Origin of the sequence: uncultured Marivita sp., assembly GCF_947488135.1 — a bacterium.
GTDB lineage: Bacteria > Pseudomonadota > Alphaproteobacteria > Rhodobacterales > Rhodobacteraceae > Marivita.
This window is the reverse complement of the sequence record NZ_CANKYW010000015.1, coordinates 1-17921: the sequence shown is the minus strand read 5'-3', so window position 1 is coordinate 17921 and position 17921 is coordinate 1. Positions and strand designations below refer to the sequence as shown.

At 53.6% G+C, this 17921-nt stretch carries 13 protein-coding genes; 4 read left to right on the top strand and 9 right to left on the bottom strand.

What is annotated here, in order from left to right; all coding sequences use genetic code 11:
* Window positions 1-173: 173 nt before the first annotated feature.
* Entirely contained in the window at window positions 174-1064 is an 891-nt protein-coding gene (locus Q1B16_RS21250; RefSeq protein ID WP_299794134.1) for a fatty acid desaturase, read from the top strand.
* A gap of 431 nt (window positions 1065-1495) precedes the next feature.
* Here Q1B16_RS21250 and Q1B16_RS21245 read toward each other — a convergent pair whose 3' ends face one another.
* The 7 genes from Q1B16_RS21245 to Q1B16_RS21215 form a co-directional block, all read right to left on the bottom strand.
* A complete protein-coding gene (locus tag Q1B16_RS21245) occupies window positions 1496-1654 on the bottom strand; it encodes a hypothetical protein (RefSeq protein WP_299794131.1) in 159 nt (52 codons plus the stop codon).
* A 401-nt stretch (window positions 1655-2055) separates the two neighbouring features.
* Window positions 2056-3465: a DUF4214 domain-containing protein gene (locus Q1B16_RS21240; protein WP_299794128.1), complete on the bottom strand. Its 1410-nt coding sequence runs from the start codon at window positions 3463-3465 to the stop codon at window positions 2056-2058.
* Between the two features lie 305 nt (window positions 3466-3770).
* Window positions 3771-4793: an FkbM family methyltransferase gene (locus Q1B16_RS21235; protein WP_299794125.1), complete on the bottom strand. Its 1023-nt coding sequence runs from the start codon at window positions 4791-4793 to the stop codon at window positions 3771-3773.
* 249 nt (window positions 4794-5042) lie between these two features.
* Window positions 5043-6308, bottom strand: coding sequence for an IS256 family transposase (locus tag Q1B16_RS21230; protein WP_299794122.1), 1266 nt, complete (start codon window positions 6306-6308; stop codon window positions 5043-5045).
* A 132-nt stretch (window positions 6309-6440) separates the two neighbouring features.
* Window positions 6441-7271: a sulfotransferase family 2 domain-containing protein gene (locus Q1B16_RS21225; protein ID WP_299794119.1), complete on the bottom strand. Its 831-nt coding sequence runs from the start codon at window positions 7269-7271 to the stop codon at window positions 6441-6443.
* Between the two features lie 21 nt (window positions 7272-7292).
* Window positions 7293-8324: an AI-2E family transporter gene (locus tag Q1B16_RS21220; protein ID WP_299794116.1), complete on the bottom strand. Its 1032-nt coding sequence runs from the start codon at window positions 8322-8324 to the stop codon at window positions 7293-7295.
* A 178-nt stretch (window positions 8325-8502) separates the two neighbouring features.
* Window positions 8503-10311 carry an ABC transporter ATP-binding protein gene (locus Q1B16_RS21215; protein WP_299794113.1) on the bottom strand — a complete coding sequence of 603 codons (1809 nt, stop codon included), beginning with the start codon at window positions 10309-10311 and terminating at the stop codon, window positions 8503-8505.
* Between the two features lie 281 nt (window positions 10312-10592).
* On the opposite strand from Q1B16_RS21215, the gene Q1B16_RS21210 reads away from it, so the two are divergent.
* The 3 genes from Q1B16_RS21210 to Q1B16_RS21200 all read left to right on the top strand — a co-directional run bounded on the left by Q1B16_RS21210 (window position 10593) and on the right by Q1B16_RS21200 (window position 14773).
* The gene (locus Q1B16_RS21210) at window positions 10593-12428 is read left to right on the top strand and encodes a DUF4214 domain-containing protein (protein ID WP_299794110.1); all 1836 of its coding nucleotides are present in this window, start codon (window positions 10593-10595) and stop codon (window positions 12426-12428) included.
* Window positions 12429-12609: 181 nt separating this feature from the next.
* Window positions 12610-12915, top strand: coding sequence for a helix-turn-helix transcriptional regulator (locus Q1B16_RS21205; RefSeq protein WP_299794107.1), 306 nt, complete (start codon window positions 12610-12612; stop codon window positions 12913-12915).
* A gap of 85 nt (window positions 12916-13000) precedes the next feature.
* The gene (locus Q1B16_RS21200) at window positions 13001-14773 is read left to right on the top strand and encodes a hypothetical protein (protein WP_299794105.1); all 1773 of its coding nucleotides are present in this window, start codon (window positions 13001-13003) and stop codon (window positions 14771-14773) included.
* A 171-nt stretch (window positions 14774-14944) separates the two neighbouring features.
* On the opposite strand, the gene Q1B16_RS21195 is transcribed toward Q1B16_RS21200, so the two are convergent.
* Both Q1B16_RS21195 and Q1B16_RS21190 read right to left on the bottom strand, forming a co-directional pair.
* Window positions 14945-16237: an HlyD family type I secretion periplasmic adaptor subunit gene (locus Q1B16_RS21195; RefSeq protein ID WP_299794102.1), complete on the bottom strand. Its 1293-nt coding sequence runs from the start codon at window positions 16235-16237 to the stop codon at window positions 14945-14947.
* A gap of 48 nt (window positions 16238-16285) precedes the next feature.
* A partial coding sequence (locus Q1B16_RS21190) for a type I secretion system permease/ATPase (RefSeq protein ID WP_299794099.1) occupies window positions 16286-17921 on the bottom strand: 1636 nt, incomplete at its 5' end.

Here is a 17921-nt window from a genome sequence, read left to right as displayed (position 1 = left end):
GATGTTGGCCAGAATATTCTAACTTGGAATTAGCAACGCTTATGAATTGATGTCACATCGTCTGTTTCTGTTTTGGAAACAGAGTGTTCACGGATTGATTACACGTTAATCTTTCACTCGATGACTGAAGTGAAGGAATGACGATGTCAGGTCAGCAGGTGAGAAAACGGTATATGCGCCATTTTGCGCGCATGACGCGGCATACGAGGTTGAAAGCATGGGCCATTGTTCTGGCCTTCGTCATGCAGGCACTGGCCGGGGTTCTTCTGGGACACTATCTTCTGTCGCTCGAACTGTCGGTCGCCACTGTGGCGATGATGGTCCTGACGGCGATCTTCATCGGAACACGTTTGCGCGGGCTGAACAACATCGTGCACGAATGCAGCCATTCGACGTTCGCCGAAAACCGGGAGGACAATGTCGTTCTGGGCAAGGTGTGCTCCTCTTTGCTGACGGGATGCTTCCGCCGGTACAAGGATGATCACCTGTCTCACCATGCCCACCTTGGCGATTACGCGAACGATAGGGAAATGGCCGCGATCGAGAAATTGAGGCTGCACGACCCCCTGTGCGCCAAGACCGTGCTGAGGCACATCGTGACGCCACTGACAGGGCGCCATCTTCGGATGTACTCAGGGGTGAACCTGTCTCGCGCAGACGGGCTGCTGTTCTACATCCTCAAGATCGCCGTTCTGGTGGCGATTGTCGCGTTTTCGGTTATGGAGCCACTGACCTCGGTTTTCTTCGTGGTTTTGCCACTATTCTACATATTTCCGACGATCAATTTTTGGACCGATTGCCTCGATCACGCCGGTCTGGTTGGAGAAGAGGACGAACTCGCGGCCTCACGCAATGTCTTGGCGCCCGCGCCCATACGTTTTCTGTTTTTCCCGCGGCACGATTGCTACCATCTGGTGCATCATCTTTTTCCGCAAGTACCGGCGCAGCATTTGAAGGAAGCGCACGAACGGCTCTGCGAGGACCCTGAGTATCGCAGTCAGCCTCTCGCGGTTCGGCCAACACATTTAGGCCTTACAAGTCTGAAGCCCCGGACGACGAGCTGAGAACAGATTTTTGACGGCTTCGGGCGCCCGTGAGACATCAGGCGCCCGAGCATCGACTGCAAATCAGGTCAGTCGCTTGGCAGTAACACTCATCGTGTCTGCTCAGTTTCTTCTCCAGATATCTCTCCGCTTGCGGAGCCCATCGGATGATCCGCCTTTTTAAAGAAAGGGCATCAACCACTGCCGTTGTTTCGTCAAAGGAAAGGGACTGTTCATGGCATCAAGCCCTTTTGCCTAAAATTAGCCTTTTTAATTCAAGATAAGATGTACTAATAATGTATGAACTAGCCTGCCCATAGCGTAATGAGTGTTGTGAAATTCAGTGGTACACGCAGCGCGAGTAAGCGTACGAGTGTGAATGTGATTGCGAGTATGAGTATGCCGCGTGTAACGACGCTGAGCTGGGGCTGTTCCCTCGGAATGGCTCCGGCTCAGCCGGTTGCCGATTGGATCGATAAGACGCCTCCCCCAAAAAACATTGCCAAAACCCGCAAGAAGCGCAGGCTTGCAATAATGATCATGGGTGTCTTCGGCATTCTGGTCTTGCTGATCTGGATGGCGGCCGGATAAGCGTCTACGCTGATCTGCATTCCGGGGCACTGCCTATGTCAACGGCATGTCGCTTGAAGACATCGCCGAGGAATTCGACACGCAGCCGAAAACACTGGCGACCTGTCCCGATGATGCGAGCAATTTGAAATTCGTCTCTGACGTTTAACAGAACGTACTGGCCGGACCCCCGATATCGACTGGCTGCGTTCCTGAAGTGAAGTTTGTGAATAAACAGCTCCCTCGCAATGTTCACCTATTAGATAACATATTGTTTTCTAATAGGAATCGCACTTCAGGCTAGCGCGCGCCCCTCGAGGTAAAGCGCACGCGTAATGATGATTATGTAGAATAAATCTCTAATTGGTCAAACTATATGCCCGGAAAGGAAGACCTTGAGACCATCCAATCATATGAACCAGCGAGATGTGGGCACAGGCCCTCAGATAAACGGGTCGTCAATGACACCTACCAGTTCAATCAGAAATTCTCCGGAATTGGGGTCAAGCGCATCTGTATGAAGGAGATCAATCTCGTTCACAGCATTGGTCACACTGGCGCTGCTGCCATCAAAAAGACTCATAACGGAGATTGTGTCATTGTAGTTTGACATGCCTTTGATGGCCGAAAAATATACACCTATATCTGTTTTGGCCTCAAGGTACTCTGCATCTGCGTTGCTTCCCGTCGTAGCTTTCGCGCCATTCAAAACCGCTAAGATGAAGATCGCGGGTGTGATGTGAGCGTCAGGTTTTTCGAGCTCATTGATCCAGAACGACTTGCCTGACTCATTGGGATCACGACCAAGGACGTTATTGTATACAGTGGTTACAAATCCCTCTGCATCGGTCAATTCGCCATTTGCGTCCAAGAACGCTTCATAAGTCTTTTGAGTTTCCGGCTGTACGAAGAAGCTTTTGGCAATCTCAACGCGAGACATGCCATTTGAAAGCTCTGTCGCCCAGTAAAAGAGACCTTTGGCAGCTGGTGCACGGTCAAAATAAGCGATGTAAAGCTCGGTAAGTGCCGCAAACTCCTCGGTTGATAATTCAACTGCGCCCACATATTTACTTAGCTCGAGCTGGCTATTTTCAAAGCTCAGATTCTCTATATTCAGCAGAGTATCCGTACCGTCTTCAGACGGGCGCCGATCAAATACGATCGTTTCGCCTGGAGAAAGCTGCAACGTGTAAAATCCTTGGTTTCCCGAGAACGCCGCTGTGTCTATTCCAAGGCCTCCGTCAATCAGGTCATCACCGGCCCCCCCCATCAAGGTATCATTACCGCCCAACCCTACTATCGAGTCGTTCTCCGGAGTCCCCAGAAGGTATTCAACGGTGGCATCACCAACCAAAATGCTGGTTGTATTCGGTGATGGGCTGGTGCTTTCTAGCGTTGTGGCTTGTGCGGCAATATCCGGACTCACTCTCCCTTCAGTCCTGGCAAAATTTTGCGTGGCCATAACCGAAAAATATGTTCCGCTGTCATACGTGTAGGAACCTGTCTGGATTCCGATCCCCACAACTTCCAGATCAGGCAGGAGAATGTTTTCCCGATGCCCGGGGCTGTTCATCAAGGCAATGTGCAGGTCGTACACATCATCGAAAAACCCTTCAGCCCCACGGACGCTCTGCGCTGCAATATTTTCAGCAGTACGCCATGACCCGGAGAGGTCGAACCCTTCAGCTTCCATACGTTGCGTTGGCGTTGACCCTCCGATGCCAGTATGGCTGAAGACATTATTATCCAGCATCCATGCTGAATGTACATCCGCGGATGCGTTCAAGACCTGATCAAGCACGAGAGCATTCAAGCCGCGGCTTGTGCGCTCCTCGTTGACGAGATCCAGCATGTATCGTTCCAGATCACTGGCAGTGGCAGCAGACACTCCGAACTCCCCAGTTCGAACCCCCAGTAAATACCTAAGGAAAGACTAGGGCAAGAAACAGGAACAGTTGTGTCGTAATCTGGTTTTTCCCAGCAGCCGCTGGGCAAGAAGGAACAGCCCCCCCCCCCGAAGACCTTCGGTCTCGTCGCCGTGTCCAAATCAAAAATCTTGATGCGATTGCCTGTTTTGATCCAGATTTATCACTTCAAGTATATCTCTCACCAAACGCTCAAAACGTTCGCAAGATCATGATATCTTGTATTAAAATTCTACTTATGACCTGCACTGCATGCCAAAATATCGATATGATCCACACCGGCTGAGCGCCACGCGTCTAGAACTTTTTCAGGAGCGATCACTGCTCCCAAAGTGCCATTTTTCGGAATGATTCTGAACTGATACCCTTGTGCAGCAAGCCAATCCAGAAAACCTTTCCCATCAATGCCCTGCAGGCCTTTGGGAGCAAATTCAATCACAAGGTCTGGTTGATCGGCCTCCAAAATACTGCGCATTCCAGACAGGGCCTTGTATTCGAAACCCTCAACATCAATTTTTAGAAGGCGGATTCGACTGGAGCGATCAGCCAGTACAAGATCCAAAGGTATGCCTGGGATCGTTCGACTTGAAAAAATCTGGTCGGATTGCAAGGCCCCTGTACTGCCATTGCCACTCGCAGCATGCAAAAAGAGTGTCTCGATATGCTCGGACGCTCCAATTTGAAGAACTCTGAGGTGTTCGAAGCCGTTTTCGGATCGGCTTTTTTCCAGGAGTTTAACGTTAAGATCATTTGGTTCTATCGAGTAAACTCGGCCTGTAGACCCCACGATCGAAGATGCGAGCAGTGAGAAGTAACCGATATTCGCACCCACATCGACGAACGTATCGCCCTGTTTCAGGGTATCTGAAATCACCTTTGCCACATGTGGCTCGTAACGACCCGCAAGAGCTGGTGCACCGATTACCGGGTCACTGGCATTGGCCCAGATGATGAAGCGGCCAGTATCAGCATGTACAATATTTTTTGGAATTTCCGGGTTCAATAATCCACGGCTTTTAAATTGTTGGCTGTTGACGAAGGTGCGGACAATGTCTTCCAAGAGCTCACCAGCCCGAGAAGAGTGACCAGGCCATTCTTCCAAATTTGGTTTGCGGCCAAGAATTATCCGGAAGCACGAGAGAATGTCTGCCTTGCTTGCAATCGGATCAAACTCACCGTCACAGGGATTTTCTGGATCGTGAAGCTTATGAGAGGCCGTTTTTCTGCGGTCAGGCCCAAAGAATGATTTCCACATCGGCTCTCTCATGGCTGTAATTAATCGTCTTGAGCCGTTCGCAAAGCTCAGGCTGACACGCTTCAAAAGACCTGCCGCCAACTAGGTAGTCACAAGGTTACGCGACCTGATCAAGCATTTTTCAGAGCGCGCGCTTCGTTTTATTGCGAAGGCTCGCCCGATCGCTTCCTCAGGTGCGGTAAGCTTGAAAATTTCCGGCATGTATGGGTGTGAGGAGAGCTATGCCGGAATTTGGGTGACGCGACCTGATCAAGCGGCGCGGTTTGCGGTGTCATTCTCGGCGACACCGTCGGTGAATGTGACGCCTTTGATGACCAAAGGCAACTGATTGGCGCCCTTCAGGCGGCGCCATGTCTTTGCGGCCGCCTGAACGAGTTTGAAGACCATGAGCTTTGCCGTCTTCTGCGACAGCGCCCCCTTGGTTCGCACTGTCCGATGCCGAACGGTGGCGAAAACGCTTTCGATGGGGTTGCCCGTGCGCAAATGGTCCCAGTGGTCACCCGGGAAGTCGTAGAAAGTGAGCAACGCCTCCCTGTCCTTCGTAAGGCAGGTGACCGCCTTCTCGTATTTCGCCCCGTATTTTTCGGAGAAGGTGTCCATGGCGGCTTCCGCCGCGGCGCGGGTGTCGGCCTGCCAGATCTCGCGCAGATCGGCCTTTATCGTAGGCTGCATGGACTTCGGGAACTTGTTCAGAATGTTGGCGATCTTGTGAACCCAACATCTCTGATGACGTGTGCCGGGGAACACCTCGTCAAGCGCCTTCCAGAAGCCCATGGCCCCGTCGCCAACCGCTATCTCCGGCAGAACCGCAAGGCCACGAGACTTGATGTCGACTAGCAGCTCACGCCAGCTCTGCGCGCTCTCGCGAACGCCAACCTGAAAGCCGACGATCTCCTTCTTTCCCTCTGGCGTAGCCCCAAGAATGACCAGGATACACTCGGCTTGAGGCTCCATCCGGGCCTGGAGGTAGACGCCGTCCGCCCAGATGTAGACATACCGGCGTGCCGAGAGATCGCGGCGCTGCCATCGGTCATATTCCTGCTGCCACTCCTCGGTCAGGCGCGAGATCACGCTCGGCGACAGGTTCGGCGCGTCCGCACCGAGCAGCGCAGCCAGCGCCTCCTGGAAGTCTCCCGTCGAGATACCGCGAAGGTAGAGCACCGGCAGCAGGGCATCGAGGCTCCTCGAGCGTCGCGCCCATTTGGGAAGGATGCCGGAGGTGAACCGAACCTTCTCATCATCCGGTGCGGATGCGCGGTCACGCACCTTCGGACGCCGGACATCGAGCGCTCCGATCCCGGTCTGTATGCTGCGCTCCGGCCCATAGCCATGACGAACGACCCGCTGGCGGCCATCCGGCAGGATGTCTTCGGCATGCTGTGCGACGAAGGCGTCGGCTTCGGCCCGAAGTGCAGCGGCCAGCATCCGGCGCGCGCCATCTCGGGCAATCTCGGTCAGAGGATCGTAAACAGATTCCGGCTGACGCAGGGCAATGATGTCGGTATCGATCGTCATAGGCGTATCGTTCCTTTTGGAAGTTCTGGCAGGCTTGATCACCCGCCACGATACGCCGCCTTCTCAAACACCGTCACCCATTTCCCGGCATAGCTCGTGTGAAGCGTATCACCAGAAACCGCAGCGCAGGCTTCAAGCAGTGTGGCTTCCTGTTGTGGCGAACCGAGTGCACGCCCATTCATAAAGCTCAACATCCAAGGCATTGTATTTAGTGATTAACGAGCGAGCATCATCATCCAATACGAGCCCATCTTGCTTTTCGGTGCGGTTGATTTTCTCAAGTGGCTCCGGAACTGCAGTTCCTTCGATCGTCGATGCAAGCCTGACATAATCGGCATGTAGGCTTGCTTGAAACCCAACAAAACCCATGGTTCTCAGCCGACGCTTCGCTTCTGATAGCGCTTGGTTTTGACTACGCCCTGTCCGCTCGTAAATCGACGTTGCGAACTGCCAGGTCGCGACGTCGACAAGTTCTCGGTATTTCCAGATTTCGGACGATCGCAAAAGTATGCGATCAAGATCGTCTTTCCAGTGAAGTGTTGGATCGATCATGGGTATTTTCCCGACACCATCAACATCCAACATGACATCAAAGGCAGTCTGTCGCCAAAATCGGTAATTTGAAAATACGCGCTCGATAGGATCCCGCAGGAATGTTGAAATTTTCAGATTGAAATCATCTCTGAGATAAGACAGCTCCCGACCGCCTAAATGGCAAATCACGATGTCATATCCAGACAGACCATTCTTCTTCGAGTGTTTCACCAACTGGTCAAACCAGTCGCATCTTAGAACTCTCTCCGTTCCGAATGTCTTCTGCAGCCCCGCAGAAACCGAAGCTCCCCCTGTCTTGGGAACATGCATCACAACATTCATGGTTGGCTTGTTTGCCTTGTTGCGCTTACCAAATATCATAGCGAGGCCGCTGAAACTGGCAGGAACAGGGCTCAGGTTCAACCGCACGACGCCGTTCCCTCAAGCGCATCAGACTTTACCATTCGCCGACAGAAGTACCGCGATCGGATAAGTCGTCTTGACTTCGGCCAGCACAAGAACAAGGCTCACCGTCAATGGAACCGCCAAAAGTGCGCCAGGCAAACCCCAAAGTGTACTCCAGAACGCCAGAGCCAGCAGAACGACAAAAGGGCTCAGGTTGAAGGCGCGCCCCATCATCCGGGGCTCGAGGATGAAGGCGACGAAGATCTGCGCGGCGGTCAGCGATACCATCACGGCGCCCGCCATCGACAGGGTGCCGAACTGCGCGAGGCTGAGCAGAACCGGGAAGATCACCCCGATCATCGAGCCGATATAGGGGATGTAGTTCAGGAACGCGATCAGCACCGCCCAGAAGAGCGCGAACTCGATCCCCAGAAGCAGCATGATAACGAAAGAGATCGCTCCCAGGATCACGTTGAGCACAGTCTTGACGAACAGGTACTGCCCGATCCGCTCGTTGATCCGGGACAAGAGCGCGATCGCCCGATGCCCCACCGCCTCGTCGCCCATGGCGATCATAACCTTTCGCGCCATCACACCGCGTTCGGCGATGAAAAAGCTGGAATAGAGCACGACGAGAAACAGCGTCACGCCGAAGCCGCGCAGGGACAAAAGCGCCGGGGCCATCCAGGCGCGCATGTCGATCTGGTCCAGCGTCGCGCGCCGCAGGTTCTCCCAGGTCGGTTCGTTCTCGATCCCCAGGAGGCTCGCATTGCGGCTGATGAGCTGTTCGAGATTGCTTTCGTATTGCGGCAGGATCGCCACCACCTGCACAAGGTTGTTGATCACGAGGATGAACAGCATCACCACGACAATGGTGAAAAGGATCAGGATCAACCCCCGCCGCGCCCAGGCCGGCAGACGACCAAGCACCGGCAGGGCCTGCATGCTCGCCGCCGCCGTCGACAGGATATAGACCGAGATCACCGCCGCGAAGACCGGCAGCAGGATAGGCTTGCCGATCCAGAGCAGCCAGCCGAGCATCAGGGTCAGTGCCGTCGCGTATGTTGCGCTGCGCATATGCCTTCCAAAATCCCAGGGCCGAGGTCCCCGGCCTTCCTCACTGCGCCATCACGAAGCGTCTGGCCCTGAGTGTCAATCACTTGGGAGACGGTCGCCCGTGTTCCAGACAAGGTTTTTCAGTCAGTGCCGAGACAGCAATCCGATTGCCGCCCTGCAAGTATGGTTGGCGCTTGTTCTAGCCGTAGCTCTGCTTCTGGGCTCCGTACATCCCGGCGTAAAGTCCCTGTTGTGCCAATAGGTCTTCGTGGGTTCCCTGCTCCACCACTTGTCCTGCATCCAGCACATAGATCCAGTCTGCATGGGTGATGGCCGACAACCGGTGTGCTACGATCAGGGTGGTTTTGCCTTTTGACAATCGGTTCAACGCACGTTTGACCTTGTCTTCGGTTTTTTGATCCAAAGCCGAGGTTGCTTCATCGAGCAATAGGATTGGGGAACCTCTCAAGAACGCCCGTGCGATGGCAATACGCTGTTTTTGGCCACCAGAAAGCTGGCTACCTTTGGGACCAAGCGGTTTGTCTCCGCGCGCATCCATCAGGTCAATGATCTCTGCAGCCTCTGCTGCGGCACGCACTTCTTCGTCCGTTGCGTCAGGGCGCACGTAGCGGATGTTGTCCTTTAGAGAGCTGTTGAAGATCACGATATCCTGGGCAACCACGGAAAAGGATGAACGCAGAGCCTTGATCTTCAACGTGTTGATGGGGGTGCCTCCAATGCTCACAGACCCTTCATCGACGTTATAAAGACGGGTGAGAAGACTCAGCACTGTGGTCTTGCCCGAGCCGGTTGCCCCCACGATGGCGGATACTTTCCCACCCTCAAACTTCATCGACAGACCGTCGAATAGCGGGTGGTCAGCGTCATAACTGAAGCGCACATCTTCGAGCTTGATATCGCCCGCTCGATCGAAATTATCGTGCGCATCTGGGGCATCTGTGATGATAGGTGTCTCGCGATACAGGCTACGAATACCATCCAGAAGGATCAGGTTGGCTTGTAGCTTCGCAAAAAAACCAGCCAACGTGCGCGCCGGGTCAAATATCAACGCTAACCCGAGAAGATAGGCAATGATCCCTGCTCCATCGAGCCCATACTCCCCAGACAAGACCATGTAGCCACCGCCACCGATGACCAGTACGTAAACAAATGCAGCCATCATATCGATGGCTGGCATGACCAATGCTTGGGCTGCCTGTAGACGTATTGAAATGCTGCGGATCTCCTTTGTCGCCTTCACAAGACGTGCACGTTCTACTGGTTCCTGGCCCGCAATCTTGACGGTACGCATGCCAGACGACATCTCATCAATCCCGGTCATGTAAGCCCCCATCGCGTTTTCCGCTGTGGACTGAATATGCTTGATGGCCGCCGAGACGTGCTGCAGCAGAAGTAGGATTGTTGGAAGAATGATCAGGGCTGTCAGGAACAGAACTGGTGACTTGTAGACGAGATAACCTGACACGATCAGGATCGTCGCGGCATCTCGCACTGCATTTACAGTTGCCTGACCTACAAACTGGCTCAACGCTTGTGACTGGTTCACCAGTCGCAAAATGATATCACCCGATTGGGTGCGTTCGAAAAAGGCCAGATCCAGCGTCATGAGGTGATCGATCAAATCCCGCCGCATCTTCATCACCGCATCGCTCGCAAGCGATACGGAAAGGCGCGGAATGAGATACGACATGAGCGCGCGCGTCGTAAACAGGAAAAATACGATGCCGCAAACCCGCACCAGATCAGATACCGCACCGCTCTCAAAAATGACCCTGAGCCCATCTTCTGTCAGGGATAGAAACTGTTGGTAGACTAGGCCCTGAATCGTGATCATCCCCAAGACAAGAAACAACCAGGGCGTCTTCGATTTTAGATACCTGTTCCAAAACCACGAGATATTGGAACGGTCCAAGGGAGAAAACATTGGAGGCTTTTTGCTCCGTTCACCTTTCGGGCGGCGTCTTGAGAGGACATTGTGCAGAGCCATTTGATGTTCCAAGGGATGTATTCCATGCACCCACACCAAGCTGTAGGACGAACCAGTGGTATCACAACCCGGAGAAGGTTCGCGCTAGGTAGCAGACCACCGGCATCGCGGAAACCCATAAGAACACGGGACACCTGAATCGAATAACTGAGCCCACCGCATAAAGCCGATGGACGGTATTCATTTAAACCCTTCTCAGTAGTACTTTAAAATTGTTGACTTTTTCCGGGAATCCTTCTGAGTACTGTTCATTGCTTCAGAAAGAATGTGAGTGATTGACTATGGAAAACGAATTTGAACAAGAATTGGCAGCGTCACTTGCCTCATTGGCACCGATTGCCAGTTTTGGGGGCCTCACAGCGCCGACAACGATCGAAGGTTTGTTCCAGTTAACAGTTGGCGAGTATCTCGACCTTTTGAACGTTGCAGAACAAGCATTGCAAGCCAATCGACCAACGATCCAGGGCCTGCTGAATAATCCGCAGGTGACGGCTAATCTTGATGCGGAGGCCTTGGCCTTTCTTCAGGATTGGGCCGATGGTGACTTCAGCCTAATAACCGAGGCGTTCGACGTGGCTCGTGCAGCACTTTCGGGTGTTCCGCGAAGCACACTCTTGATTGAGGTCGAGGGGCTGGATGGCGACGGCGGCACTATCGAGGACGAGCTTCAGCAAGCCTTTGCAGACGCTGAGGCGCGTCTGATCGACCTTCTCTGGGAAGAAAACAGTGGGCTGTTCACATCCCCCACATTCACTATCGATCCTGCAACCGGGGACTGGTTCATTCCTGGAGCCAACAGTTTCAGCGGCACCACGCTTGCGGAACTTTGGGCCTTGGTTGGCGAGGCTGCTGGCAATGCCGTCGTTGCGTTTTTTCAAACCCAGACAAACTTGATTAATCAGATCGCCGATAACGGCGCGTCCGCAGCGGATTTTGAGCAAGCAGAGGCTGCTGTACAGGTTGCTGCTGCCTCCGCGCTCGAAGCGCTCCAGTCCTACGGCACGGCTCTGACTACAACGAATGATGTGGAACTCTCATCGTTTGAAGCATTGGCACTTGCCCAATACAGTTCTGTGATCAGTGCTATCACGGATATTCTTCCAGGCTTAGCGGATGCGCTAGACGCACTTATTATCGGGTCTCGTAATTCCAACCCAACCTTTGTCGTTAGTCTTGAGGGTGAGGTTGATGGCTCTGACGAAGGCGACTGGTTCTATCTTAATGATCTCGCCAATACATTTGATGGCGGCATCGGAACGGATGTAGCTTTCGGCTTTGGCGGCGATGATCAGTTTACAGGCGGGGTTGGCGACGACACATTCTTCGGCGGTATGGGGACAGACACTGCAGTTTATTCCGGCAACCAAGCTTCTTACACTCTGCAGTTCTCGCCCAACGGAACAACAGTTACGGATCGACGGCCATCCGCAGATGGCATGGACACACTGATCGATACTGAGAATCTGCAGTTTTCAGATGGCAATTTCTACATAGGTATTCGCGCAGGCGCTGTTGAACTGACTGCAGAGGATTTCTCCGCAATTGTTGAACTCTACATCGCTTACTTTAACCGCGCCCCAGCATCCAAGGGCCTGCTTTATTGGGCGGACCGGCTCGCAGACGACATGACCTTGCCCGAGATTGCGGAAAGCTTCTTCAACCAGGTGGAAATCCAAACAACCTACTCGGCATACTTGGATGCAGAGGGCAACCTTGCCGACACTCAGGCGTTCGTGAACGCCGTCTTCAACAACGTACTCGGGCGTGATCCATCCGGGCCATACTGGGTCAACCAGCTCGAGACAAACCCCGAGATGACACCTGCCATCTTCATCTTGGCCGTTCTGAATGGAGCAAAAGCAGCTACCGGGAGTGCTTCGGATGCGGAATATCTCGCTGACAAGACCGACATCGGCGTGTACTTCTCGGCCATCAAGGGTCTGTCAAACTATGATGATACGATTGCGGTGATGAGCCTGTATGACGGCAGTGCCACCAGCATCCAAGCCGCGATAAATGAGACTGATCAAATCCATACCGCGGCGCTGGACCCCAACAACGGGGAATTCCTCATCGAACTCGTCGGCGTAATCGACGACCCATTCTCCATGACGTGAGGTCCAAGTGAGTTTCTGTCAGTTTCTTCAGCAGGATGCCTTGGCTGATCCCTGGCATGGCTCGCACCAGCAACGCGGTATCCCCCACCCTTTTGACAGGCTTTGCAATGGGCAAAGGTTACCTATATAGTGAAGTACTAAACACTCGTTTATCCCTATGCTGCCACTCAAGGGTAAATCTATGCTTGCTGAACTACACAAATCGACGCCTGAAGAAGCAAAAGAACAACGTGCAACTCTGGGCCATTGGCTGAAGTCTCTGCGCGAAGCTGAAGGCTTGTCACAACGCGATCTCGCAGCCCGCCTGAATCTGGACTACTACACATTCATCTCGCAGCTCGAAAACGGTCGTGGAAAAATTCCTGCGTATCGCTATGCTGAATGGGCTGTAGCGCTTGGGCAGGAGCCGAGAAACTTTGTTCGAGAGCTTCTTCGCTACTACGAACCCTTGACCTATAAAATCTTGTTCGAAGAAGACGCCATTTAGACACCCATCAAAAATGGACCAGTGCTGTCGGAAGAGCATGAGCAACAAAGCCTTTAGAGCTTTCCAAACTACTTGAGCAGAATTTATGGCAGATATCCTAACATTCCGACTCAAAGACAGTTCAATGCCTGACGAATGTTTTCTTGAGGAGCGCGATAAAACTCTGTCATTCAGAAAAACACCGGAAGGGCATTTTGATCTTGATACTGTCAAATTTCCGGCACGCGAGAAAAAAACCGCGCAGATTTCCCGTGACTGGAGCAATCAAGAGCTCGCTACCCTCTTCCGAGTCAAACATATTTTAGATGCTGCCGGTATTGTCAGCGAGACTGAACGTGGCCTGAGCGACGAGGGAGATCCTTGGTTCGTCTTCTGCCATGAAGATGGCAATGTCTTCATTCATTTTTGTCGGATAGACGGTCTTTACGTCCTCGACAGCCCCAATCTAAACCAACCACTCCGTGGGCATGACTTCGAAGCTTTAATCTCCGATTTTACGCGTCGGGAAGTGCCGAGTGGGAATTTAGAAAATGGAACCACTGACAACCATCGTGTGGTCCGTCTGGAACGTGGCGGTAAGGTTAGACTACATCCCTCCACACTGCTTGCAGCTCTCGTTTGGACCCTCTTCTTAGATTCTGAAGACCTTGTTCTTTTGGTGAAAGATACTGGTGACGATGGCCAGAATGAAAATCCATCCTCAGATGAGCTCATCGCGTTTGGCGGCGTAACCCAACAAGTTTCGATTGAGACACACACAGCTGCAGAAGTTCAGACAAACGCTGACGGTCCTTCTGTGGCACAAGAACCCCAGATAGTGGCATCTGGACAGACCACCGCTACGCCGAAGGAGATGTTGAGCCAGACAGGCCTCGCTATCATACCCAACAGCTATGTGGTGGGGCTGAGTTCCATAGCAATCGCCTTAGGCCTGATATCTGAGCACAGCCTGTCCGAAACCGCACAGAACATCGTGGTAGACATGGAAAAAGCTCTGGCTTTTCTCAGCAATTCTTCGGTGGAAAAGGATGATAGTCCTGCACTTCCCGAAGCTGGCGCGATCGAAGATGCGTTTTTACACCTGGTTAATTTCCTCGATGATGCCTTCTCTGAAAATACTAATGGCGAAGAACTCTCTGCCGTTCTTGAGGATGGTCAAAACTCAGGCGATGCTATTTTTATCTTGGCCGGAAAAGGGGAAATCAAAACCGTATCCAACTCTAAGATCGTGATCGACATTCCGGAAGAAGATCTTAGGGTCCCGTTGGAAGATGCAGGCGATTTCCACGAACACATTTACCTGCTTCCAAAAGGTGAAGTCGGGTCCAACGACAAGAATTTGGCAATGATCTCGGCAGAGAATATCGAGGAGCTGCTTCAAATCTGGAAGACGCCACTTGAAAGTTTTGTCATGGGTGGCCAAAAGATATTTGCCTCGTTTGACATACTCGATATTCCGCTCATCGAGCTCGGGTATGCTATTTCAGACAACCCAAACGTAGAAAGTGGCAGCACATTCGAGATTGGCACAACTACAGGATCACTTGCTCCACTGCCAGTGTCGGCAGGTCGTTCGATCAAGAGCCTGATTGATACAGCCCTTTCGATATCAGTTGCCACAGAAAACAAGTCTGCCTTTGGTGAAGAGGCTGCTGACTTTGTTCATTTCCTTCTGAGCCGTATCGATAGCATCGAAGTCATTCGGACAGATCGCGATTATGTATTTTTAGACTCTGAAAGCTTTCTAGGTGGTCAAGGCGAGCAGTTACATGTCATGAGCTGGAGCTTAGATGATGGCGGCGTTGTTGCCACTATCGGGCTCCGTAGCGATTTTGACAGCTATGATATGATTGCTTAGGCATTCACGGAGCCCAAAAAAACACATACTGTTGACGTCTGTGTTGTCCCTAATTCAGAATGACGGCACACGACTTGCATAGCTCAATGAGCTTCTTCAGGCCCATGGCAAATTTCACAATCAATGCTGGCCGAATTTCAATGTTCAGCATGAACCAAGTACGGCTGCGCCCTACTCTTCGATCATACTCTTGCGCACCGCATCCATCAGGGGCGAAACGATAAAATTCGCTACAGTGCGTTCACCAGTGGTGATGATCACATCCGCTGGCATGCCGGCCGTTATGCGGTCTGTGATCTCTTCGGGAATCTCATTCTCGTCCACTGCAACGCGCGCTAGAAAATACGGCTGCTCGTTGGGATTGTCCGGCGTGATGACATCGCCCGACACGGTCTCCACGGAGCCCAGCATGATCGGCGTCAGTTTGGTCTTGAACGCGGTGAAGCGCACTTCGGTCGACAGACCCGGCGCCACATTGTCCTTGTCGATCGGCGACACCCGGGCGTTGATGATCAGCTCTTCATCCTCGGGCACCAGCTCCATCAGCACGTCACCCGGACGGACCACCGATCCGACCGTGTGTACCTTGAGGTTCTGGATCGTGCCCGATCCCGGAGCGCGGATCTCCGTGCGGTTCAGCACGTCCGCCGCCACCTTGCGGCGCTCCTGCAATTCGCTGATCTCGGCGCGGATCTGCTCGAGTTCGGTATTGGCCTTCTGACGGTACTCCTGCGTCAGTTGCAGGATCTGCAACTCGGTCTCGCCGATGCTGGCCCGCGCCTGCGCGATGTCCGAGATGACCTGGCCCAGATTGGCCTCGATCTCGATCAGCTCATCCTCGCGCTGGCTCAGAACGTTGCCTTGGATCAGACCGCGGCTTTCACCGTCGCGCATCCGGTCGAGCATCTCTGTGTAGTTATCGATCCGACGCTGGAAGGCGGATTTCTGCAACTCCAGACCTTCGATCTGCACCTCGATCTGACCAGCCCGCGCCTTCAGGATATTTTCCTGAGACTTCAGGATCGACCGACCCTCGCGGAACAGGTCGAGCTGATCGTCCCTGACCGCGCCGACGATCTGGTTCTCGCCGGACACGAGGTCCGCCGGAAACTCGATCTCCTCCGCCAGCTTGCGCTCGGCCAGAAGACGCGCCTCGATCATGCGGGCCACGTCCAGACGGGTGGACAGAACGTCGAGATTGGATTGGGCCTCGACCGAGTTCAGACGCAGCAGTACGTCACCTTCCTGAACGGAGTCCGCCTCGGCGACGTGAATTTCCTCGACGATCCCGCCTTCGAAATGCTGCACGACGCGGCGGTTCCCTTCGAGAGAAATGGTCGCCGGTGCCACAACGGCGCTGTCGAGCTTGGCCACGGCGGCCCAGCTTCCCAGCACACCGAAGGTGAGGAAAATCAGGACATACCCCGCCAGAGCGACGGGTTTCGGGCTCGGTTTCTTTGCCATCTAGCATCAAGCTCCTTGAGAGCGGTTTCATCTTTAAACTATTCGGGATCAGCTCCGAGGTGTGTCAGCCATGTTGACAACAGTTGAGCTCTGCTTGGTGGCTGCGGCATCATTTTTGGCTTGGCCATTGTGCATCTGTGCAAAAATCTCTCGGGTTGGGCCGAACTTCTCGACAGCTCCATTTACCAGCATCAAGGATTTATCGGACAGGGCCAAGAGGTTGGCCTTGTGCGTAACCAGGATCACAGTCTTACCGCGCCGCTTCATCTCTTGGATGCAGTTAGCCAGCGCCTGTTCACCATGTGCGTCAAGGTTGGAGTTTGGCTCATCAAGCACGATCAGGCTGGGCTCGCGGAATACGGCCCGAGCAAGACCGACGCGCTGACGCTGGCCGCCAGACAAACCGTTGCCACCATCGCCCACGTCAGTATCATAGCCATCACTCAATGTCGCGATCATTTCATGCGCCCCCGAAAGGGTAGCAGCAGCCACGATTTCTTTGTCGTCAACATCTTCGAGGAAGCGAGAAATATTCTCTGCCACGCTGCCGCGGAAAAGCTTCACGTCTTGGGGCATGTAGCCCATGTACCGGCCAAGCTGATCGGCGTCCCAATGGTGCAGTTCCGTACCCTCAAGGCGCACAGACCCAGATTGCGGCTGCATCGCCCCGACCAGGTGGCGCACCAGCGTCGACTTGCCGGATCCGCTAGGTCCGATCACCGCCAGCACTTCGCCCTGCGCTAGGTTGAATGAAATGCCCTTGAGGATCGGCGTCTTGGAACCTGGTGCCATCGCGATAAGGTTTTGAACCACAAGGTTACCCTTGGGTGCTGGAAGCTCCATCCGCTGGTCTTCATCGCCGAGCGCATTGAAAATCTCGGTGAGCCGCTTGTGCGCTTGACGCGCGGCGACGAACTGCTTCCACTGGCCGACCGCCTGTTCGACCGGGGCAAGGGCCCGCCCCATCACGATAGACGCCGCAATCATGATACCGGGTGAAATCTGCTGGTGGATCGCGAGATAGGCACCCGTTCCGAGTATAGCAATTTGCAGGGACATACGCACAAACTTGGTCGAGGCCATGATGGCCCCTGCCCGGCCACTCGCCCTAGCCTGCGCCGACAGCACGTCATCATGCTGCTTGAGCCAGCGGTTGGTTAGCGGCTTTTCCATGCCAAGCGCGCGGATCACTTCTGCGTTCTGAACCGTGGTGTTAACGAAATGCGCTGCCCCCATATTGGCCGTTCCCGCCTCTTGCAAAAGGCCACGCGTGGAGAATTCATTGGCGAGAGCAAGGATAAAGATGATCAGGGCACCGCCCGTAGCGACAAGGCCTAACCACGGGTGGAAGGCAAAACAAAGCGCCAGGAACAGGGGCACCCAAGGCGCGTCGAAAAACGCCAGGATTCCCTGCCCTGTCAAGAATTCCCGAACTCGATCCACGTCCTGCAGCGTAGTGTGAGCACCAGAGTTCGGCGCCAGCAACTGCTTACGTACAACACGGTTAAACGCTGGATTGGCCAGCATGTCGTCGAACTGCAACCCTGCCCGAACCAGCATTTTGGAGCGGATGTATTCCAGAAACCCGTAGGTGATCAGCAGCAGCACCGCGATACCCGAGATCATCAAAAGCGTGTTTTCGTTCCGGCTGGCCAGCACACGATCATAGACCTGCAACATGTAA

What these genes read in the sequence shown, in the direction of transcription:
- Q1B16_RS21250 (WP_299794134.1), top strand. Translation starts at nt 174, where the DNA reads ATGCGCCATTTTGCGCGCATGACGCGGCATACGAGGTTGAAAGCATGG.
- Q1B16_RS21245 (WP_299794131.1), bottom strand. Translation starts at nt 1,654, where the DNA reads ATGCAGATCAGCGTAGACGCTTATCCGGCCGCCATCCAGATCAGCAAG.
- Q1B16_RS21240 (WP_299794128.1), bottom strand. Translation starts at nt 3,465, where the DNA reads ATGCTGGATCTCGTCAACGAGGAGCGCACAAGCCGCGGCTTGAATGCT.
- Q1B16_RS21235 (WP_299794125.1), bottom strand. Translation starts at nt 4,793, where the DNA reads ATGTGGAAATCATTCTTTGGGCCTGACCGCAGAAAAACGGCCTCTCAT.
- Q1B16_RS21230 (WP_299794122.1), bottom strand. Translation starts at nt 6,308, where the DNA reads ATGACGATCGATACCGACATCATTGCCCTGCGTCAGCCGGAATCTGTT.
- Q1B16_RS21220 (WP_299794116.1), bottom strand. Translation starts at nt 8,324, where the DNA reads ATGCGCAGCGCAACATACGCGACGGCACTGACCCTGATGCTCGGCTGG.
- Q1B16_RS21215 (WP_299794113.1), bottom strand. Translation starts at nt 10,311, where the DNA reads ATGGCTCTGCACAATGTCCTCTCAAGACGCCGCCCGAAAGGTGAACGG.
- Q1B16_RS21210 (WP_299794110.1), top strand. Translation starts at nt 10,593, where the DNA reads ATGGAAAACGAATTTGAACAAGAATTGGCAGCGTCACTTGCCTCATTG.
- Q1B16_RS21205 (WP_299794107.1), top strand. Translation starts at nt 12,610, where the DNA reads ATGCTTGCTGAACTACACAAATCGACGCCTGAAGAAGCAAAAGAACAA.
- Q1B16_RS21200 (WP_299794105.1), top strand. Translation starts at nt 13,001, where the DNA reads ATGGCAGATATCCTAACATTCCGACTCAAAGACAGTTCAATGCCTGAC.
- Q1B16_RS21195 (WP_299794102.1), bottom strand. Translation starts at nt 16,237, where the DNA reads ATGGCAAAGAAACCGAGCCCGAAACCCGTCGCTCTGGCGGGGTATGTC.